Origin of the sequence: Rhodococcus sp. MEB064, from assembly GCF_000834565.1 — a bacterium.
Lineage (GTDB): Bacteria > Actinomycetota > Actinomycetes > Mycobacteriales > Mycobacteriaceae > Rhodococcoides.
Window position 1 is genome coordinate 92,898 of sequence record NZ_JXQS01000026.1, and the last position, 20,981, is coordinate 113,878.

At 66.6% G+C, this 20,981-nt stretch carries 19 protein-coding genes; 12 read left to right on the plus strand and 7 right to left on the minus strand.

All coding sequences use genetic code 11. From position 1 onward, the window contains the following. Positions 1-21: 21 nt before the first annotated feature. Positions 22-1,011, plus strand: a complete 990-nt coding sequence (locus RU01_RS13550) for an NAD(P)H-quinone oxidoreductase (RefSeq protein WP_042575080.1) — start codon at positions 22-24, stop codon at positions 1,009-1,011. Between the two features lies 1 nt (position 1,012). On the opposite strand, the gene RU01_RS13555 is transcribed toward RU01_RS13550, so the two are convergent. Then, positions 1,013-2,215 carry a cysteine desulfurase-like protein gene (locus tag RU01_RS13555; protein ID WP_042575118.1) on the minus strand — a complete coding sequence of 401 codons (1,203 nt, stop codon included), beginning with the start codon at positions 2,213-2,215 and terminating at the stop codon, positions 1,013-1,015. Positions 2,216-2,309: 94 nt separating this feature from the next. On the opposite strand from RU01_RS13555, the gene RU01_RS13560 reads away from it, so the two are divergent. The 5 genes from RU01_RS13560 to RU01_RS13580 are packed head-to-tail and all read left to right on the plus strand — an operon-like array spanning position 2,310 to position 6,357. Further along, a complete protein-coding gene (locus tag RU01_RS13560) occupies positions 2,310-2,903 on the plus strand; it encodes a bacterial proteasome activator family protein (RefSeq protein ID WP_042575119.1) in 594 nt (197 codons plus the stop codon). A 27-nt stretch (positions 2,904-2,930) separates the two neighbouring features. Next, on the plus strand, positions 2,931-3,806 hold the full coding sequence (wzm, locus tag RU01_RS13565) for a galactan export ABC transporter permease subunit Wzm/RfbD (protein ID WP_042575081.1): 876 nt from the start codon (positions 2,931-2,933) through the stop codon (positions 3,804-3,806). 15 nt (positions 3,807-3,821) lie between these two features. Next, the gene (wzt, locus tag RU01_RS13570) at positions 3,822-4,631 is read left to right on the plus strand and encodes a galactan export ABC transporter ATP-binding subunit Wzt/RfbE (RefSeq protein WP_042575082.1); all 810 of its coding nucleotides are present in this window, start codon (positions 3,822-3,824) and stop codon (positions 4,629-4,631) included. Then, positions 4,624-5,511 carry a galactofuranosyltransferase GlfT1 gene (glfT1, locus tag RU01_RS13575; RefSeq protein ID WP_042575083.1) on the plus strand — a complete coding sequence of 296 codons (888 nt, stop codon included), beginning with the start codon at positions 4,624-4,626 and terminating at the stop codon, positions 5,509-5,511. Before wzt ends, glfT1 begins: the two co-directional genes overlap by 8 nt. Before the next feature lie 39 nt (positions 5,512-5,550). Next, positions 5,551-6,357 (plus strand): class I SAM-dependent methyltransferase, encoded by an 807-nt coding sequence (locus RU01_RS13580; protein ID WP_042575084.1) that lies wholly within the window; start codon positions 5,551-5,553, stop codon positions 6,355-6,357. On the opposite strand, the gene RU01_RS13585 is transcribed toward RU01_RS13580, so the two are convergent. From RU01_RS13585 to rfbB, 5 genes are all read right to left on the minus strand, one after another. Continuing rightward, positions 6,350-8,248, minus strand: a complete 1,899-nt coding sequence (locus RU01_RS13585; protein ID WP_042575085.1) for a glycosyltransferase — start codon at positions 8,246-8,248, stop codon at positions 6,350-6,352. The genes RU01_RS13580 and RU01_RS13585 overlap by 8 nt on opposite strands. 72 nt (positions 8,249-8,320) lie before the next feature. Further along, a complete protein-coding gene (locus RU01_RS13590; protein WP_052493277.1) occupies positions 8,321-10,585 on the minus strand; it encodes a hypothetical protein in 2,265 nt (754 codons plus the stop codon). Then, entirely contained in the window at positions 10,582-11,028 is a 447-nt protein-coding gene (locus RU01_RS13595; RefSeq protein ID WP_231568710.1) for a GtrA family protein, read from the minus strand. The genes RU01_RS13590 and RU01_RS13595 overlap by 4 nt, the downstream gene beginning before the upstream one ends. Beyond that, positions 11,025-12,011, minus strand: a complete 987-nt coding sequence (locus tag RU01_RS13600) for a glycosyltransferase family 2 protein (protein ID WP_042575086.1) — start codon at positions 12,009-12,011, stop codon at positions 11,025-11,027. The genes RU01_RS13595 and RU01_RS13600 overlap by 4 nt, the downstream gene beginning before the upstream one ends. 113 nt (positions 12,012-12,124) lie before the next feature. Next, complete coding sequence (rfbB, locus tag RU01_RS13605; RefSeq protein ID WP_042575087.1) at positions 12,125-13,129, minus strand: dTDP-glucose 4,6-dehydratase; 1,005 nt, start codon at positions 13,127-13,129, stop codon at positions 12,125-12,127. A gap of 57 nt (positions 13,130-13,186) precedes the next feature. Here rfbB and rfbA point away from each other — a divergent pair, with 57 nt between their 5' ends. Beyond that, entirely contained in the window at positions 13,187-14,062 is an 876-nt protein-coding gene (gene rfbA, locus RU01_RS13610) for a glucose-1-phosphate thymidylyltransferase RfbA (protein WP_042575088.1), read from the plus strand. Next, the gene (locus tag RU01_RS13615) at positions 14,059-14,628 is read left to right on the plus strand and encodes a dTDP-4-dehydrorhamnose 3,5-epimerase family protein (RefSeq protein WP_042575089.1); all 570 of its coding nucleotides are present in this window, start codon (positions 14,059-14,061) and stop codon (positions 14,626-14,628) included. Before rfbA ends, RU01_RS13615 begins: the two co-directional genes overlap by 4 nt. Here RU01_RS13615 and RU01_RS13620 read toward each other — a convergent pair. Further along, positions 14,615-15,076 carry a GtrA family protein gene (locus RU01_RS13620; RefSeq protein WP_082043104.1) on the minus strand — a complete coding sequence of 154 codons (462 nt, stop codon included), beginning with the start codon at positions 15,074-15,076 and terminating at the stop codon, positions 14,615-14,617. The genes RU01_RS13615 and RU01_RS13620 overlap by 14 nt on opposite strands. Before the next feature lie 47 nt (positions 15,077-15,123). On the opposite strand from RU01_RS13620, the gene RU01_RS13625 reads away from it, so the two are divergent. The 4 genes from RU01_RS13625 to RU01_RS13640 are packed head-to-tail and all read left to right on the plus strand — an operon-like array spanning position 15,124 to position 20,939. Beyond that, positions 15,124-16,530 (plus strand): FAD-binding oxidoreductase, encoded by a 1,407-nt coding sequence (locus tag RU01_RS13625; protein ID WP_156148913.1) that lies wholly within the window; start codon positions 15,124-15,126, stop codon positions 16,528-16,530. Then, a complete protein-coding gene (locus tag RU01_RS13630; protein ID WP_042575090.1) occupies positions 16,527-17,291 on the plus strand; it encodes a decaprenylphospho-beta-D-erythro-pentofuranosid-2-ulose 2-reductase in 765 nt (254 codons plus the stop codon). Before RU01_RS13625 ends, RU01_RS13630 begins: the two co-directional genes overlap by 4 nt. A 7-nt stretch (positions 17,292-17,298) precedes the next feature. Next, entirely contained in the window at positions 17,299-19,191 is a 1,893-nt protein-coding gene (locus RU01_RS13635) for a galactan 5-O-arabinofuranosyltransferase (protein ID WP_042575091.1), read from the plus strand. Then, complete coding sequence (locus RU01_RS13640; protein WP_042575092.1) at positions 19,188-20,939, plus strand: 6-pyruvoyl-tetrahydropterin synthase-related protein; 1,752 nt, start codon at positions 19,188-19,190, stop codon at positions 20,937-20,939. Before RU01_RS13635 ends, RU01_RS13640 begins: the two co-directional genes overlap by 4 nt. Positions 20,940-20,981 lie beyond the last annotated feature (42 nt).

The window sequence follows — 20,981 nt, forward strand, 5'->3', positions numbered from 1 at the left end:
CCGCGGCATACCATCGATCCTGTGCATGCGATCACACTGACCGAATACGGCGACCCCGATGTCATGGTCTGGAGCGAGGTACCCGATCCCGTACCGGGGCCGGGAGAAGTCCTGATCTCCGTCGCGGCGTCCGCCGTCAACCGAGCGGACCTTCAGCAGCGGCAGGGCAACTATCCGCCGCCGCCCGGTGCCACCGACATCCTCGGGCTCGAATGCTCGGGTGTGATCGCGGAGGTCGGCGACGACGTCACCGCGTGGAAGGTCGGCGACCGGGTGTGTGCGCTGCTCGCGGGCGGTGGCTACGCCGAGCAGGTCGTGGTGCCGGCCGGACAGGTCATGCCGGTTCCGGAGGGTCTCGATCTGCACGTCGCCGCGTCGCTCCCCGAAGTCGCCTGCACGGTGTGGTCGAACGTCGTCATGTATGCCGGGCTGTCTGCCGGCGACACGCTCCTGATCCACGGCGGCGGCAGCGGCATCGGCACCCACGCGATCCAGGTGGCCAAGGCGCTCGGCGCGCGCGTCGCCGTGACGGCAGGCTCGGCCGAGAAGCTCGAGACGTGCCGGTCCTTCGGCGCGGACATCCTCATCGACTACAAGACCTCGGACTTCACCGAGGAGTTGCGGTCCGCGACGGACGGACACGGTGCCGACGTCATTCTCGACAACATGGGTGCGAAGTACCTGTCTCCCAACATCTCTGCACTCGCCATGGACGGCCGACTGGTCACGATCGGGATGCAGGGCGGACGGGTCGCGGAGTTCGATTTCTCGGCGCTGATGAAGGTTCGTGGAAGCGTGCACTGCGCCGGACTGCGCGCACGACCGCTGACCGGACCCGGCGGGAAGGCCGACATCGTCCGACAGGTGCGCGAGCGCGTCTGGCCGATGATCACCGACGGCTCGGTCGTTCCGGTCGTGCACGCCGAGGTACCGATCGCGGAGGTCGCGAAGGCTCACCGCATGCTCGACGACCATTCCACCGTCGGCAAGGTCGTCCTGCGGGTCAGGTGAGTCAGGTCAGGGTCTCGAGAACCGAGATCAGCTGATCGATCTCGTGCCGTGTCGTGTACGGCGCGAGACCGATGCTGACGGCGCCGCCGGCATCCGCCACGCCCAACGACTCGAGCAACCGGCTACCGCCGTGCATTCCGCTGATGACGTCGATGCGGTTGTCGGCGAGACGTGCCGAGACCTTGTCCGAATCGACGCCGTCGACGCTGATGCTCAGGCACGGGATGCGACTCGACGACTGCCCGATGGCCATGACGTGATCGAGAGGCGCCAAGCGGGTCTGCAGGTAGTCGAACAGCCCGTCCTGGTAGTTCTGCAGCGACCCGATGGACAACTCGAGACGTTGTCGCCTCGATCCGTGCGCGGTCTCGTCGAGGCCGGCCAGGTACTCGACGGAGGCGGTCAACCCGGCCAACATCGCGTAGTGCAGCCCGCCGACCTCCAGGCGCGCGGCGCCCTTCGCGTCGGTGTCCAACGATTGCGACGGCAGCCTGTCCAGCAACTCCGGGTCGCGGAAGACCAGGGCACCGACACGCGGACCGCCCCACGCGGACGCGTTGACCGCCACCACGTCGGCGCGCAGTTCCTCGATGTCGAGGACTGCGTACGGCGCGGCACCCACGGCGTCGACGACGAGGAGTCCGCCTGCCTCGTGCACCAGATCCGCGGCGACGCGGACGTCGGGCGCCGACCCGACGACGGTCGATGCGGCCGTCATGGCGACCAGGCGGGTGTTGGCCGCGATGAGCTCACCGAACTGCCAACTGGGCAGCTCGCAGGTCTCGATGTCCACCTCCGCCCACTGCACCTGGGCGCCGTATCGGTTGGCGATGCGCAACCACGGGGCGACATTGGCCTCGTCGTCCAGACGGGACAGCACGATGCCCGTCCCCAGCCCGAGACGGGTGCTCAGAGATTCTGCGAGTGCGGTGAGGAGGATGCCGTGGTCCGGACCGAGGACGACGCCCTCCGGTGAACCACCGACCAGATCTGCGACGGCCTGCCGGGCGTCGTCGGCCACCTGCGCGCTGCGGAGCGCGTACGGGTGCCGACCTCTGTGTGTCGACGCGGTCCCGCGGAACGTGGTGGACACCGCGGTGGCCACCCGGTCGGGGATCTGCATACCCAGCTGCGGATCGAGATGGATCCAGCCGTCGCCGAGCGAGGGAAAGAGCCCTCGTACGCGGGCGACGTCGTAGCTCATGCCGCACACTCTAGGCGCCGCCGCGGACATGGAGGTCATGCACGTGAACTCCCCTCGCTACGACCCGGTCGCCGTCCCGGGTGAAGATGGAGGCATGACGTCTTCCTACGAAGCGAACTCGGACGACAACACCGCCGATCACGTCGTCGTCGTCGGACCCGACGGCCGACCCATCGCGATGAGCCCCAGCGAGGCCGCTGCGGCCGCAGCCAGAGCCGACGTGACGGGCGCGAACGACCGCGACGGTGACGAGGAGACTCTGGCCGACATGGTCGAGCAACCCGCGAAGGTCATGCGGATCGGCACCATGATCAAGCAGCTGCTCGAGGAAGTGCGCGCCGCACCGCTCGACGACGCGAGCCGCACGCGGCTCAAGGAGATCCACACGTCGTCGATCCGCGAGCTCGAGCAGGGGCTCGCGCCGGAGCTGCGCGAGGAGTTGCAGCGCCTCGCGCTCCCGTTCGGTGAGGACGCGATCCCGTCCGACGCGGAACTGCGCATCGCGCAGGCTCAGCTCGTCGGGTGGCTCGAGGGCTTGTTCCACGGAATCCAGACGGCCCTGTTCGCACAGCAGATGGCGGCGCGCGCCCAGCTCGAGCAGATGCGCCAGGGCGCTCTGCCGCCCGGCGTGTCCATCGGCGGCGGGCCGTCGAGTCAGCACGGCCAGGGCACCGGCCAGTACCTCTGACGGAGTCCGACGGTAGGGTCGTCGGTCGTGGCAGCACCAGCGATCGACTCGGACACCGGGGATTCGAACTCCGGGGATGCTCCCGTGTCCGATTCGCAGACGTTCGGCCGAGCCGTGCGCGATCTCCGGCAGGGATACGCCCAGCGTGAGCTGTGGCTGAGTCTCGGCTGGCAGGACATCAAGCAGCGCTATCGCCGGTCTGTCATCGGCCCCTTCTGGATCACCATCGCCACCGGCGTCCAGGCCGTCGCCATGGGTTTGCTCTACTCGGTCCTTCTCGACATCGACCTGAAGTCGTTCCTCCCGCACGTCACCGTCGGGCTCATCATCTGGAACCTCATCAGCGCCTCGATCCTCGAGGGCGCGGACGTGTTCGTCGCGAACGAGGGCCTGATCAAACAGCTGCCGTCCGCGCTCAGCGTGCACATCTACCGGCTGGTGTGGCGGCAGGTGCTGCTGCTGGGTCACAACATGCTGATCTACCTGATCATGCTGGCTGTTTTCCGACCGGAACTGCACTGGACCATCGTCATGGCGATACCGGCGTTCTTCCTGATCGTCGTCAACATGGTGTGGGTGTCGTTGCTCTTCGGCATCATCGCCACGCGCTACCGCGACCTGGCGCCGATCCTCGGCAGTGTCGTGACCTTGCTGTTCTTCATGACGCCCATCGTGTGGACCACGGCGAACCTGCAGAAGATGGGCGGAGCCGCTGCCGAGCGCGCCCGGCTGGTCGAGATCAACCCTCTGTTCCACTACCTCGACATTCTCCGCGCCCCGCTGATCGGCGAGGACCAGCAGGCGTACCACTGGTACATCGTGCTGGCGTTCACCGTGGTCGGCTTGGCCGTCACCATGGTGGCGATGCGTACGTTCCGGGCCCGCGTGCCCTATTGGGTCTGATCGGACGAGACACACATGACAGTCAGCATCGAGACGCACGGCGCGTGCGTCGACTTCCCGATCTTCGACGCCAAGACGCGATCGCTGAAGAAGGCATTCCTGGGCAAGGCCGGCGGCACGATCGGGCGTAACGGCAGCGACGTCGTCGTGGTGGAAGCACTGCGGGACATCACGCTGTCGCTGAAGGAAGGCGACCGCGTCGGGCTCGTCGGGCACAACGGCGCCGGGAAGTCGACACTTCTGAGGCTGCTCGCGGGCATCTACGAACCGACGCGTGGCAGCGCCGTCGTCAAGGGACGCGTCGCGCCGGTGTTCGACCTCGGCGTCGGAATGGACCCGGAGATCTCCGGATACGAGAACATCATCATCCGCGGGCTGTTCCTGGGCCAGACGCGCAAACAGATGATGTCCAAGGTGGACGAGATCGCCGACTTCACCGAACTCGGCGAGTATCTCGACATGCCGCTGCGTACCTACTCGACCGGCATGCGCGTCCGCATCGCGATGGGCGTCGTCACCAGCATCGACCCGGAGATCCTGCTTCTCGACGAGGGTATCGGCGCCGTCGACGCCGAATTCATGAAGAAGGCTCGCATCCGGTTGCAGCAACTGGTCGCACGGTCGGGCATCCTCGTGTTCGCTTCCCACTCCAACGAGTTCCTGGCCCAGCTGTGCGATTCGGCGATGTGGATCGACCACGGACATGTGCGCGAGAGCGGCGGCATCGAGGATGTGGTGCGCTCGTACGAGGGCGACGACGCCGGCGACCACGTCCGGCGAGTCATCGACGAGCTCGAGGCTGCCGATCGCGACGACCGTGCCTGAACGCATCGTCGGTGTAGTCGTCACGCACCGACGCCGGGAACTGCTCGCCCAGTCCCTGAAGGTGTTGACGGCGCAGTCGCGTCCACTGGACCACCTGATCGTCGTCGACAACGCGGACGAACCGGCGGTGCGTGAGCTCGTCGAGAACGCGTCCGTGCAGACCACCTACATCGGCAGCAAGCACAACCTCGGCGGTGCCGGAGGATTCGCGCTGGGGATGCTCCACGCACTCGCCCTGGGCGCGGACCGCGTGTGGCTGGCGGACGACGACGGTCGCCCCGAGGGACCGGACGTTCTCGCGACTCTGCTCGACTGCGCCGAGCGGTACGGCCTCGACGAGGTGTCTCCGGTCGTGTGCGACATCGAGGAACCCGATCGCCTCGCCTTTCCTCTGCGGCGCGGCACCGCGTGGAGGCGGTGGCGGTCGGAGTTGGGCGAGGAGCAACTGTTGCCGTCGTATGCGTCGTTGTTCAACGGAGCGCTGTTCACGGCTGCGGCGATCGAGGCCGTCGGAGTGCCCGATCTCCGGCTGTTCGTCCGAGGCGACGAGGTGGAGATCCACCGCCGTCTCACGCGCTCGGGGCTCGCTTTCGGCACCTGCCTGCAGACCGCCTATCTCCACCCCAACGGATCGGACGAGTTCAAGCCGATCCTGGGTGGCCGCATGCACACCCAGTACCCGGACGACGCGACGAAGCGGTATTTCACCTACCGCAACCGCGGGTATCTGATGTCGCAGCCGGGCATGCGCAAGCTGCTGCCGCAGGAATGGGTGCGCTTCGGGTGGTACTTCGTCGTCACCACGCGCGACCCGAAGGGGCTGCGCGAATGGTTGCGTCTGCGCAAGCTCGGCCGGGATGAGTACTTCCGCAAACCCTGAACTACGGTATGTCCCCATGACGAGTGGACGGTGCGGGTAATGCAGTGGAGCCGACGCGTCAGAGCCTCCGCGCGGGGCAAGGTCGTGCAGGCCGTCCAGGACGCCGTGGCGCCCGAGGCCGACCGTCGACACAGTGAGCTCGTCGACATCTTGAGAGGCCAGGCGAAGTCCATCGCCGACCTGCAGGAGTCGATCTCGACACTCGAGTTCCGGATGCGCCGGGACATCCCCTTCGCGTCGGACATCGAAGCCACGGCATCCAGCGCGGATTTCGTCGAGCAGCACATGCCGCGGACGCGCGCGTTCACGCATCCGAACCTCACGCTGCGTCACGCACTGAACGCCGTGTCGATCGACGGTATGGCCCTCGAGTTCGGCGTCGCGTCGGGAAGCACCTTGACGACGATCGTCGACGAATGGACGCGGGCAGCGAACGTCGGAGTCGTCGTCGGATTCGACACCTTCACCGGCCTGCCGGAGACCTGGCGTACCGGATTCGAGGCCGGCACGTTCGCGCAGGACGCGCTTCCCGATGTTCCCGGCGCCCATCTGGTCAAGGGCACGTTCCAGCAGACCCTCGGGCCGTTCCTGTCGAAGAATCGCGGCCCTGTCGCGTTCCTTCATCTCGACGCGGACCTGTACTCGTCGACGGACTTCGTACTGCGCCGACTCGAGTCACGGCTGGCTCCCGGCACCGTCATCGTGTTCGACGAGTTCTTCAACTTCCCCGGCTGGGCAGCACACGAATATCAGGCGTGGACGGAATTCGTCGCACGCACCGGGGTGACGTTCGAGTACCTCGCCTACACGTCCAACGGCGAGCAGGTCGCGGTCAAACTCACGTAGTGGGGCCGTCGAGCCCGTAGAGGCGCGCCCAGTTCTCGCGGCTCGTCAGAGCGGGAAGGGCAGCACGGAACTGGCGCTGCGCTTCCGGGCCTTCGGCACGGAAGCGTGTCATGACGTCCTTGAGACGCTTGGCCACCACCTTGGCCTCGGCCACGTCACGACGGCGCACCCGCACGCCGGACTGCGAGGCGTCCGCCACCACGGCCCGATCGAACAGCGACACGTGCCACCAATGCGCGTCCGCGGCAGGGATGTACGCGAACTCGCCGCGAACGCCGCCTCGGAACTGATCCCGGACGCGTTTCAGGAGAACAAGATCGAGCATCTTGTTGTTGGGGGTGTACCCCGCAGGACTGGTGACCAGATCGGATGACACGACGCCGGGGATCGCACTGGCGGGATGCTTCACCGTCTCCGCATGTTCGTTGCGCATCGCCCGTACCGATTTCAGCACCGACTGTCCACCGTCGTCGAGTATCGACGGACCCGCGAGGAAGTCCTCGATCGCCTGCAACGACGTGTGAGCGAGGCCGTACTGCATCGAGACCGCGAACTGTGAGATCTCCCGTGTGAGCAGCTTGCTCAGCGACTTCACGTCGAAATCGCTGTGCAGGGCCGCGGCGATCAGTGAGTTCCGCGCACTGAAGTACTTCGCCCAGTCGTCGCGGTCCTTCCAATGGAAATCGGCATGCCAGACACCTGCGTTGGGAAGTGTCGCCGTTGCGAAACCATGTGCCCTGGCGCGGATTCCGAACTCGATGTCGTCCCATTGGAAGAACATGGGCAGCGGCAGGCCGATCTCCGACACCACCTCGGCGGGGATCAGACACGACCACCACGCGTTGTACCCGGCATCGACACGCTTGTTCTGACGCTTCTCGGTCAGATCTGCATCGTGCAGCGAATTAGCCGACCAGCGACCGGCTTTCAACTTCGGCAGGTCCGCCTCCTCGCCACTGACATGAAGGTTGAGCGGGTTCATGAGGTAGAGCATCTGGGCGCCGACGAGGGTCGGCGTCACCGTCACGTTCGCGAAGGCATTCATCCGCAGGATGCTTTCCGGCTCGCACAGGATGTCGTCGTCCATCAGGATGACGTTGGCGTGCTCGTTGATCGCGGTGATCTCGAACATTCCTCGCGTGAACCCGCCCGCCCCACCGAGATTGGGTTGCTGGATGTAGACGAGCTTGTCGCCGAGGATCTCCCGGACCTCCGCGAAGAGCGGACGGTCGGCCACGACGTCGGTGCCCTGGTCGACCACGAACACCGCATCCAATCCCGCTACCAGTTGCTCGTCCGCAGCGAGCGCGGCAAGGGTTTCGGCGCAGTCGGCGGCGCGATTGAACGTGCAGATGGCAATAGCGGCCGGCCGAACGACCGTGGGAGCAGCCACCGTCCATTCGACGGCGGACAGTCGGAGTCGGTCCTCGACCGCCGCGATCTCGATCCACAGATATCCACCGTCGAGGAAGCTGTCGACCGGCGAGGTCAGTGACTGCCGTCCGGTGCCGCTGACACGCACCGTGGTCACCGTGCGATCGTTTCCCCCGGAATCCGATGCTCTCAATCGGACCTCGCCGGCGCCCTCGTGATCGAAAGACACGGTGACCTCGGTGACCGTCGTCCACCGCTGGAAGTAGCTCGCGGCGAAGCGTCCGAAGTAGGTGTCGGTGTCGACGGACGCGCCCTGCTCGACCGTGACGTCGAACCTGCGGCGGTGGACGTCACCGACCGTGATCGACGCGTACAGGTCGTCGGAGACCCGGCTGGACGGGCCCGCGAACGTTCCGCGCTGCACGAGAAGACGAGTCGGCGCCTCGTGCTCGACCATGGTCCGTCGCACCGCGGCGAGGTTGTTGGATCGCGCATCGACATTCACGGAATTGCTCATCACACTCTCCTATGGATCTGCGGTGTGAGCCACCACTGTGCCGAACCACGTCGAACGACGAATCCGACGATATCAACCGATCGGGCTGTCTTCGCCCCGGCGTGAACGGGCGCGCCGCCGCCCGACCAGGCCCACTCCGATCGACATGATCACGACCACTGCGGTGGCCAGCGCTGCCGCCACTCGTCCCACCGCGAGCCCCGGTGACGAATACGTCACCTGCAACAGTCCGCTTCCGGCGGGCACGTCGACGGCGAGAAGTCCCGCCGGACCCTCCCTCACGGCGACAGGCGATCCGTCGAGTGTGGCGTCGTACCCGGGCCAGGCGAGCCGGGAGAAGACGACGGTCCCGGCCGCCCGAGCATCGATCCGAAGAGTCTCCTCGGACGGAGCACTCGACACCGTGCGGTACGTGACCTGCGACGACGACCAGGTCGCCGGTCCGGCTCCGGTGACATCCACGTCATTGCGCGTCCAGACCACCCGTGCGCCGTCGGACGCCGCGACACGCCACCCCGGCGGCGGGGGGCCGGACGTCGCCTCCGGGAGCAGCGTTCGTTGCAGGACGAGTGTGGACACCCCCATGACGTCGACGAGGGGTGCGTCGACCGTCTGCGACGCCGGCGCGACCACGCGATCGAACGCGTCGGCACAGACAGCTCCGCGGTAGTCCATGCAGAGCGTCTCCGCGAACGTGTCGAAGCCCATACCGGTGTAACTCGCCACTGTCTGCGCACCGGTAGCGCGGCCGAGGTTTCCGAACAGCAGCCTGCCGGCGTCGCTGTCCTCGGTGGTCACGGTCGATCGGTCTGCCAATTGGAGCACGGTGCCCCGGTAGAACTGCGAGCCGGCACGCATCCGGTCCAGCGAGATCGCCGCGGAACCTCCCTCGGGAGGCTCCTCGGGTTCCGGCTCCGACGACGGAAGCGGTTGTGCGGCGGACGGGAACGACGAGGTCTGCACAGCCAGCACGGCCGTCGTTCCCACGGTCGCTATCACCACCATCAGCACCGTCGCCCCACGTCGACCGGCGACGACCATGGCCGACACGAACACGGCAACCACCACGAGCCCGACGAGGTGCGTCAGTGACAGGTCCGGTCGGACAGCCCAGGACAGATAGCCGCCGAGGAGGATCGCCGCACCGGTGAGGCCCGCACGCCGCCGGACGTGGTCGCGCGCGAGGCCGGCGGACAGCGCGACGGCAACGACGATCGCCACCACCAGATAAAGGTATTCGACCAGCCGGAAGGGCCACCGGAAGAGCCAGACGTTGGACGGGGCCAGACTGGCAAGGAAATAGAAGCCGCCGACGACGGCAAGACCTGCCGATCCGGAGAAGCGTTTCCGAAGCGAAGGCCAGCGGAGCCATGGGAGGAGCGGCAGGAAGAACCAGGCGAAGTAGGTCGACGGGACTCCCTCGAGTCGTTCCCCTCCCCAGTTCGAGATGGACGGTAGGTAGGTCGGCGAGCTGCCGGCCACCAGATCACCGATGTCGGGGACGAGGAACGTGTCGTTGGCGATCGTGGCCAGAGACTGCCTACTGGTCACGGCGCTGGACCCGAGCAGCGGCAGGAAGACCATCAAGGCGACGGCCCCCACACATGCCCCCGTGATCGTGAGCATGGCGAGGCGTGCACGGTCGCCTCGGACCAGCAGCTCCACACCGACCGCCACGAGCACCACGACGAGCCCGAGGGGCGCGTACGGGTTGCCTGCCGTCATCGCCAGGAATCCGAACACGAAGGGCACGAGTGCGGGCACCCGGCCGAGCGAGAACATCCGGCAGGACCACCAGAAGTGGACGACCCAGGTGAAGGCCGCGAGTCCGGCAGGCCATCCGGCAGCTTCGTACCAGAGCGTGAGGCCCGAGACCGGCAGTGCGATCGCGACGAGGTACGCCGGTGAGCACCGTGCGCCGTAGGACCGCGCCAGCAGGTAGACGCCGACACCCAGAATTGCTGTCATCTCGGCCGCGACGACGAACGCGGCCAGCGCGAGATCGTCGAAATAGGACACGATCACGAAGTTGACCAGGTTCACCGGGTTCCAGATGCCGGTCAGCGCCTCGGCCGCGTAATTGCCACCCATCCATCCGGACGGGTCCATCGTGATCCACGTGCCACTGCGCAACTGGGATCCGAATACGTGCCACAACGGCGCGAATTGCTCGTACATGTCGCCGACGTAGAAGAACAACGTGCCGCGCCACTGCGCCAGAGACGCGAGAAGGCCTACCGTCACGGCCACCAGGACGACGCCGAGGACATCCGGCGCGCGCCGCCCGTGGCGTGGATCCGCCCGTGGTTCGTCGACGGTTTCGACCCCTACCGTCATCGCAACCCGGCCTGCGCAGATGACGGCTCGTGGCTGCGCGTCAGGATCCTCTTGGACAGCACGAAGGTGAACGGGATGGCGACGACCGCCGCGACGAGCGGGGCGATGCGCTCGTCCATCCCCACGCCGTCGACCAGGGCGATCACGCCCACCGTCGTCACGACGTAGTTGACCACGTTGCCGAGCGGAAAGAGGGCGAACTTACGCCAGGTCGGCGGCGTGCGAAAAGTCCAGTAGCAGTTCAGGAAGAAGGATCCCACCATCGCCACGACGATGGCCATCAGGTGTGCGGCGATGTACGGGACGACGAGTCGCAGAAGCAGGTAACTGCCGTAGTAGACCGTGGTGTTGACGACGCCCACGACGGCGAATCGCACCACGCCGGGAACCGCCGCTGCGATCGACTCGCGGCGACCGGAGGGGTGGGGCACGTCGGCCGTCACTCCGTATCGTCCGCACTGTCCCGAGCGACCCGGCGGCGGCGGACCGCCCTGCTCGGAGCGTCGCCGCTCTCGGTTTCCGCCACGAGAAAGTGCGGCCGTTGCTTCGTCTCGTAATAGATCCGACCGACGTATTCGCCGATCACGCCGAGGAACATCAGCTGAAGCCCTCCCAGCCCGATGATTGCGGCCACCAGCGTGACGTACCCCGGAACCGATACACCCGCGACGATCGCCGCGATGACGAGAAAGAGAACGTATGCCAGCCCCAGCGCCATCACCGACGCGCCGATATAGATCGCCAGTCGGACGGGCGCGTTGTTGAACGACATGATGCCGTCGATGCCGTAGTTGACCAACCGCCGGAAGGACCATTTGCTGACACCGCCGCCCTGACGAGCGACGTTCTTGTAATCGACTGTGGCCGTAGGGAAACCGATCCAGGAGAACAGGCCCTTGGAAAACCTGTTGTATTCACCCATTTGCAGCAGCGCGTCCACGGCGCGCCTGCTGAGCAGTCGGAAGTCGCCGGCTCCGTCCTGCATGTCCACGTCCACGAGTCGATTGACGGCGCGGTAGTACAACCGGGCGAAGGCGGTACGCCCGAAGGAATCACCGTCTCTGGTGCGACGAGCGACCACCTGGTCGTAGCCCTCTGCGTGAAGCCGCAGCATGTCGATGATCAGCTCGGGCGGATGCTGCAGGTCTGCATCCATGATGACGACGGCATCGCCCTTGGCGTAGACGAGACCGGCCAACATGGCTGATTCCTTGCCGAAATTGCGGCTCAGCGAGATGTAGCGGATGCGCGAGTCCTCGAGATTGAGACGACGCATGATGGCGACGGTGTCGTCCTTACTACCGTCGTCCACGAGGATGACCTCGACGTCCGGATCCGTCGGTGCGAGCTGCTCGAGCAGGCGCTCTGCGAGGTCGAGTAGGACGTCTTCCTCGTTGTGACACGGGACGACCACCGACAGCAACACGACAACTCCAACACGGGCGCGGAAAGCCGCCGATGGGCGGCCCGAACCCGGTCAGTGTGGCACAGGGTCACAGCGACGTAACAATGGACACTCGGTCCCGAAACCGCCCCCGGTCAGGTGATGCGCTCCCCTCCTGCCGCGTAAGCGGCCTCGGTGGTCTGTTTCCGAGCCTGCCACCAGGCGGGATTGCTCCGGTACCAGTCGATGGTGGCGGTGAGGCCGGCGCGGAAGTCGGTGTAGGTGGGTGTCCAGCCGAGTTCGGTGCGTAGGCGGGTGCTGTCGATGGCGTAGCGCAGGTCGTGGCCGGGGCGGTCGGTGACGTGGTCGTAGTCGTTGGTGTCGTGGCCGCAGAGTTCGAGGATGGTTTCGACGACGGTGCGGTTGTCGGTTTCGCCGTCGGCGCCGATGAGGTAGGTCTGCCCGAGGGTGCCGTTGTCGATGATGGTCCAGACGGCGGTGTTGTGGTCGTCGACGTGGATCCAGTCGCGGACGTTGTGTCCGGCGCCGTAGAGCTTGGGGCGGGTGCCGGTGAGGACGTTGGTGATCTGGCGGGGGATGAACTTCTCGACGTGTTGGTAGGGCCCGTAGTTGTTGGAGCAGTTGGAGAGGGTGGCGCGGACGCCGAAGGAGCGGGTCCAGGCGCGCACGAGCAGGTCGCTGGAGGCTTTGGTGGAGGAGTAGGGCGAGGACGGGTTGTAGGGGGTGGTCTCGGTGAACCGGGCTGGGTCGTCCAGTTCGAGATCGCCGTAGACCTCGTCGGTGCTGATGTGGTGGTAGCGCACGTCGTGGGTGCGGACTGCCTGGAGGAGGGTGGTGGTGCCGACGATGTTGGTGTGGACGAACGGCCAGGGGTCGCCGAGGGAGTTGTCGTTGTGTGATTCGGCGGCGAAGTGGACGACGAGGTCGGTGTCGGCGACGAGGCGGTTCACGAGGGCGGTGTCGGTGATGTCGCCGTGGACGAAGGTGATGCGGTCGGCGACGGGGTGGAGGGAGGCCTTGTTTCCGGCGTAGGTGAGGGCGTCGAGGACGGTGATCGCGATGTCGGGGCGGGTGCGGGCGGTGAGGTGTACGAAGTTCGCACCGATGAACCCGGCGCCACCGGTCACGAGCATTCTCATGGGCGGCACTTTACGTCGAGCGACGCCGACCAGCGCGGTCTGAAAGACTTCACGATCATGCGGGGAATCATTCTGGCCGGGGGAACCGGCTCACGGCTGCACCCGATCACACGGGGTGTCAGCAAACAGTTGGTTCCCGTCTACGACAAGCCGATGATCTACTACCCGCTCTCGACACTGATGCTGGCCGGAATCAGGGACATCCTGGTCATCACCACCGCGCAGGACGCCGACCAGTTCCGACGGTTGCTCGGCGACGGGTCGCATTTCGGGATCTCGCTGACCTACACGGTGCAACACGAGCCGAACGGCCTGGCGCAGGCCTTCGTCCTCGGCGCCGATCACATCGGCACCGACGACACCGCACTGGTGTTGGGCGACAACATCTTCTACGGCCCCGGCCTCGGCTCACAACTGTCGCGGTTCGACAACCTCACCGGCGGTGCAGTATTCGCCTACGAGGTGTCAGACCCGTCCGCGTACGGCGTGATCGAGTTCGACCGCGCCGGACGGGCGATCTCGATGGAGGAGAAGCCCACCGAGCCGCGGTCCAACTTCGCGGTACCGGGGCTGTACTTCTACGACAACGACGTCGTGTCCATCGCCCGCGATTTGCAACCCTCGCCCCGCGGTGAGTACGAGATCACGGACATCAACCGGCACTACCTCGAGGCGGGCACCCTGCAGGTGGAGGTGTTGCCGCGCGGTACCGCCTGGCTCGACACCGGCACGTTCGATTCGCTGCTCGACGCGTCGAACTACGTGCGCACCATCGAGCAACGCCAGGGCCTCAAGATCGGCGCCCCGGAAGAAGTGGCGTGGCGCCGCGGATTCATCACCGACGACCAGCTGGCCGAGCAGGCGAACGCCTTGGTCAAATCCGGATACGGGACCTATCTGCTCAACCTTCTGGAGCGAGGACGACACACGTGAACATTCGAGAGCTGTCCATCGCCGGGGCGTACGAATTCACCCCGCGTCAGTTCGGGGACGACCGCGGTGTGTTCTTCGAGTGGTTCAAATCCTCCGAATTCACCGCGGCGACCGGCCGGCCGCTCGAGCTGCTGCAAGCGAACTGCTCGGTGTCCGCGGCCGGGGTGCTCCGCGGAATCCACGTGACGCTGAACCCGCCCGGGCAGGCCAAGTACGTCACCTGCGTACGCGGAGCGTTCCTCGACGTGATCGTCGACCTGCGGGTGGACTCCCCGACCTACGGAACCTGGGACAGCGTCCTGATCGACGACGTCGACCGCCGCGCGGTGTACCTCAGCGAGGGACTCGGCCACGCGATCCTCTCGCTCGAGGACCAGTCCACGGTGATGTACCTGTGCTCGCTCGAATACGCCCCCGAGCTGGACCGCGACATCAACCCACTCGACCCGGACCTCGCCATCGACTGGCCCACCCTCGCCCGCGACGGCTCACCGCTGACCTACCAACTCTCCGACAAGGACGCCGCAGCACCCGCCTTCGAGGACTGGCGCGTCAGCGGAGCTTGAAGATCACCGCACGCTGGACCACGAAGTTGATCACCGTCGCAGTCCCCTGCGCGATGACGAACGCGGCAGCGCTGTAGACGATCGTCTCGGGCCACAGGTGGCCGAACAGTGTGTAGAGAAGGTTCTGGACACCGAAGGTCGCCAGGTAGAGCACCACGACGGCGATGAAGCGTGCTCGCGACGGCGCTGCGGCGAACGTCCACCGCCTGTTGATCAGGTAGGCCACGGTCGTGCCGACGACGAAACCGGCGGCCTTGGCCAGCGAGAGCTGGACGTCGAGCCCGTACTGGAGCGCGATCGTGATGCTGAAATCGACGATGGCCGACAACACGCCCGTTGCCAGGAATCGCAGGATCTGCGTCTTCAGGTCGAGTGCGTCGTCGGCAGTGTTCTCCGTGACGGGGATCTCGACGGGGAGAGGAACGTGCTGGTGATCGTCTGATGACACAGAGCGTCAGCGTACTGGGCCTGCCACTGCCTGTAACCTGACGAACGATGTCCATCACCGAAATGCCACCCACCAGTGCGCGCACCCTCACCGGGTGGGCACGTACCGCGCCGACCACGGCGCAGGTGCTGACCACGTCCGATCCCGAAGTCGTGGTCGCTGCGATCACCCGGGTCGCGGAGCAGAACGAGAGCAAGCCGTCGCATCTGCGACGCGGCGTCATCGCCCGCGGCCTCGGTCGTTCCTACGGCGACAACGCTCAGAACGGCGGCGGTCTGGTCGTCGACATGAGCCAGCTGAACCGCATCCACTCGATGAACGCCGAGACCCACATCGTCGACGTCGACGGTGGCGTCAACCTCGACCAGCTGATGCGCGCCGCGTTGCCCCTGGGCCTGTGGGTGCCGGTGCTGCCGGGCACGCGCCAGGTCACCATCGGTGGAGCCATCGGTTGCGACATCCACGGCAAGAACCATCACAGCGCCGGCAGCTTCGGCAACCACGTGCGCTCGATGGAACTGCTGCTTGCCGACGGCACCGTCCGGCACATCACGCCCACCGGTCCCGACGCTCCCCTGTTCTGGGCCACCGTCGGCGGTAACGGCCTCACCGGCATCATCCTGCGCGCCACCATCGAGATGACGCCGACGGAGACCGCGTACTTCATCGCCGACGGCGACGTCACGGCGAGCCTCGACGAGACCATCGCGATCCACAGCGACGGCAGCGAGAGCAAGTACGACTACTCGAGCGCCTGGTTCGACGCCATCTCCGGACCGCCGAAGCTCGGTCGCGCCGCCCTGTCCCGCGGTTCGCTGGCCACGCTCGATCAGCTCCCGGCCAAGCTGCAGAAGGATCCGCTGCGCTTCAGCGCGAAGCCGCTGTTCACGTTCCCGGACGTCTTCCCCAACGGTCTGGCGAACAAGTACACGTTCGGGCCGATCGGCGAGCTCTGGTACCGCAAGTCGGGTACCTACCGCGGCAAGGTCCAGAATCTGACGCAGTTCTACCACCCGCTCGACATGTTCGGAGAGTGGAACCGTGCGTACGGATCTGCCGGTTTCCTGCAGTACCAGTTCGTGGTGCCGCCGACCGCCGTCGAGGAGTTCAAGAAGATCATCCGCGACATCCAGCGCTCGGGTCACTACTCGTTCCTCAACGTGTTCAAGCTGTTCGGCGCCGGCAACGACGCGCCGCTGAGCTTCCCCATCGAGGGATGGAACGTCTGCGTCGACTTCCCCATCAAGGCCGGCCTCGGCGAGTTCGTCGCCGAGCTGGACAAGCGCGTCCTCGAATTCGGTGGTCGTCTCTACACGGCCAAGGATTCGCGGACGTCCGCCGAGACGTTCCACGCGATGTACCCGCGCATCGACGAGTGGATCGCGATCCGCCGATCCGTCGACCCCACGGGCGTTTTCGCCTCCGATATGGCCAGAAGGTTGGAACTGCTGTGACGATCGACGCTGTGGGTAACCCGCAGACAATTCTCGTACTGGGCGGAACGAGCGAGATCGGTCTCGCCATCACCGAGGAGTACCTGTCCTCGTCCCCGGCGCGCGTCATCCTCGCCGCACTGCCGAACGATCCCCTGCGTGACGACGCCGTCGCGCAGCTCACCGCCAAGGGTGCAAAGTCCGTGGAGGTCATCGACTTCGACGCAGTGGACACCGCATCGCACCCGAAAGTCGTCGACGCAGCATGGTCGAAGGGCGACGTCGACGTCGCGATCGTCGCGTTCGCGGTCGACTTCGATCCCGAACTGCTGTGGCAGGACCAGCGCAAGGCTGTCCTGACGGCGAACATCAACTACACGGCGTCCGTGTCGGTGGGCGTCCTTCTCGGCGAGAAGATGAAGGCGCAGGCCTTCGGCCGGATCATCGTCATGTCGTCGGTGGCCGGCGAGCGTGTGCGACGCTCCAACTTCGTCTACGGCTCCACCAAGGCCGGACTCGACGGCTTCTACCTCGGCCTCGGAGAAGCGTTGCGCGAGTTCGGACCTCGCGTGACCGTCATCCGTCCGGGCATGGTGCGCACCAAGTTCAGCGCCCATGTGAAGGAAGCGCCGCTGACTGTCGACAAGGAAGACATCGCCAAGCTGGCCGTGTCCGCGTCCCGCAAGGGCAAGGATCTGGTGTGGGCACCGGGACCGTTCCGCTTCGTCATGATGGCGCTGCGCCACGTGCCGCGTCCGATCTTCCGCAAACTCCCCATCTGAGTCGGCGGTGCAGACCACAGCACCGGCGCGAACGTCACTGACGACTCTCGCCGAGGCGGTTCTCGGCGCCGTGGTCGCAGTCCTGGTGTCGGCTGTAGGTCTCGTCGCGTTCTCGCTGGTGCAGTGGCCGGCGTTCAACTCCTCCAACGTCACACGCGCCGTGGCGACGGTGGGACAGGTCGCGACCCTCGCCGTGCTCGCTGTGTCGGTGTTGATGATCCGCGCGCAGCGCGCACCTCGGGTGGCGACGCTTCTCTCGTGGGTCGGGTTGTCGGGCTTCGTCACCGTCACCCTGGGCATGCCTCTCGCGGCGACGAAGCTCTACCTCTTCGGCATCTCGGTCGATCAGGAATTCCGCACCGAGTACCTGACGCGGCTGACCGACTCCCCCGCGTTGGCGGACATGACCTACGCGGATCTGCCGCCGTACTACCCGGCCGGGTGGTTCTGGGTCGGCGGCCGTGTTGCCGACGCCCTGGGCATGGCCGGGTGGGAGGCGTACAAGCCGTACGCGATCGCGTCGCTCGCCGTGGCCGCAGTGGTCTCACTCGTGCTGTGGCGCAGCCTCGTTCGCGCCGATCTTGCCGTGCTGGTCGCTCTGGGTGTGAGCGCTCTGGCCGTCGCCTACGCCTCCCCCGAGGCGTACGGCGCCGTCATCGCCATCATGATCCCGCCCGTGCTGATCCTGGCGTGGGGTGCGCTGCATCGTCCCGGGTCGACGCGCTGGGCAGGGTGGGGCGCGGTCGTCGGCACCGGCCTCTTCCTGGGCGTCGCCGCCACCGTGTACACGCTCTATCTCGGCATCGCCGCGTTCACCGTCGTGGTGATGGCCGTGGTCTCCGCCGGGATGCGGTACCGCCAACGGCGGTCGTTCACCGCGCTCGTCGATCCCGCTCTGCGGCTGGCCGTCATTGCCGGTATCGCCGGGCTTCTCGCCCTGGTGGTGTGGGCGCCGTACCTACGGGCTTCGCTGACCGGGACCACGGCCGAGAGCGGTACGGCGCTGCACTACCTGCCCGACTCCGGCGCCGAACTGCCGTTCCCCATGGCGCGCTTCACCCTCCTCGGCGCGCTGTGCCTGGTGGGCACGATCTGGATCGTGGTGCGAGCCAAGGACTCCCGTCGTGCTCAGGCCCTGGGACTGGGTGTCGTCTCGGTCTACGGATGGTCGCTCCTGTCGATGCTCGCCACCGTTGCGGGCACGACACTTCTCGGCTTCCGGTTGGAATCGGTCCTCATCCTTCTTCTCGGGGCTGCGGGTGTGTTCGGCGTCGTCGACGGATCGCGCGCCTTGTATCTGATCGCGAGCGAGTCCCCGCGGGTGCGGTCCGTCGCCGTCGCCGTCGGTGTGGTGGGAGCCGTCGCATTCGCGCAGGACATTCCCCACGTCCTGCAGAACGAGATCACCGTCGCCTACACGGATACGGACGGTGACGGCGTCCGCGCGGATCAGCGTCCCCCCAGCGCCGTGTCGTACTACGCCGAGATCGATGCGGCCCTGACGTCGATACGCCCCGAGCCGCGGTCGGGCACCGTCCTGCTGACCTCGGACACCACGTTCCTGGCCTACTACCCGTACTTCGGTTTCCAGGGGCTCACCTCGCACTACGCCAACCCGTTGGCCGAGTTCCAGGCACGCGCCGCAGCCGTCGAGTCGTGGGCCGACCTGGGCAGCAGCGACGCCCTGATCGGCGCACTGGACGATCTGCCGTGGCGCGCACCGGACGCTTTCCTGTTCCGCCGCGGCGCCGACGGGTACACCTTGCGCCTCGCGGAGGACGTCTACCCGAACGACCCCAACGTGCGCCGCTACACCGTGTCCTACCCCGAGTCCCTGTTCGACGATCCACGCTTCCAGATCCGCGAGATCGGGCCCTTCGTTCTCGTGGTGCGCACATGACGACCGGTACGACCGCCGACACCGAGCCGGAGAGCTCGCCCAGTCCGAAGACTTCCCGGCGCCCCGATATCCTCGCCGCGGCGGTCTACACGGCGCTGTCCGTCCTGATCCTCCACAACCAGTGGCAGCACCTGCGGTCGGAGTACCTGCGGTTCAGCGGCCAGGACCAGACCATGTGGGAATGGTTCTTCGCCGTCACCGCGCGGTCGGTCACCCACCTCGAGAACCCGTTCTTCACGGATCTGCAGAACGCCCCCGACGGGGTGAACATGATGGCCAATACCGCGATGCTCGGGTTGTCCGTCCCGCTGACCCCGATCACGCTGGCATTCGGAGCGTCCACGACGTTCGCCCTGGCCCTCACGCTCGGCCTCGCCACTACCGCTTTCGGGTGGTACTTCCTGTTCTCCCGCACCGTCGTCCAGTCCAGGGCAGCCGCCGGGCTCGGCGGCCTGATCTGCGGGTTCGCACCCGGCATGATCTCCCACGCCAACGCGCACCCCAACTTCGTCGTACTGGGGGTGCTCCCCTTCATCCTCTACGTGGTGCTCCGCATCGCCGACGGAGAGCGGCCGCGTCGGAACGCGGTGGTGTTGGGATTGCTGGTCGCCTGGCAGGTCCTCCTCGGCGAGGAACCACTGCTCATCTTCGCCGTGGCCGTACTCCTGCTGCTGGTTCTGTACGGGGTGCAGCGACCTCGTGAAGTGGGGGCGATGGTCGCGCGCTCGGCGCTTCCCGTCCTCGGAGCAGCAGTCCTCACGGCCGTGCTCGTCGCGGTGCCTCTCTGGTGGCAGTTCCTGGGCGCCCAGAGCTACACGCACCTGGACCACAACCTGCCGGGCAACGACCTCGTCTCGCTGATCCAGTTCCCTCCGCAGTCGCTGTGGGGAGCGGCGTTCCCCATGGAGGACGTCGCGCTGAACCCGACCGAACAGAACGCCTACTTCGGCATCCCTCTGCTTCTCGTCGTGGTCGCAGCGGCCGTCGTTCTGCGCCGTCGCCCCGTGGCCGTCGCCGCGTTCGTCTCCGTGCTCGTCCTCATGGTCATGTCGCTGGGTGTGCAACTGGTCGTCGACGAGACGGAGACCGGTATCACGCTGCCCGGGGAGTACCTCGACCGTCTTCCGCTGCTGCAGTCGGTCCTCGAGACGCGGTTCGTACTCGCCGCGGTCCCGGCGATGGCGCTGTTGCTCGCGATGGTCACCGACGAACTCCTGACGCGGCCCGGATCGCGTCGTCACGCGGTGGTGTGGACCGGAGCGCTCTCCCTCGCGCTCGTCCCGCTGGCACCGACCCCTCTGCCGACGGCCGATCGCGGTGAGACCCCCGCCTTCCTCGCCGACGGAACGTGGCGCGAGTACGTCGATCAGGGCTCCATCCTCACCGTCCCGGTCCCGAACCCCGGAACTGCCGCGGCGCTGCGATGGCAAGTGGCCACCGGGCTCGAGTACCGCATCGCCGGCGGCTACTTCGTCGGACCCAGCGGCATGGCCGACGGGGAGGCGAAGTACGGCGCGATCGACCGTCCCACGGCCAAGCTGTTGGGCACCGTCGGGCGCACGGGCATCGTCCCCACCCTCTCGGACCAGCAGCGCGCCACGGCACGCGAGGACCTGAGCTTCTGGGATGCGGACGTCGTCATGGTTCCGCCGACGGACCACCAGGACGAGCTGCGCGACACCGTCGACGACCTTCTGGGCCAGGGCGCCACGGACATCGACGGGACCTACGTGTGGGACGTCCGATGACGGCGCGGTACACCCGCGCTCCGTCGGCGGATTCTGGTCTCG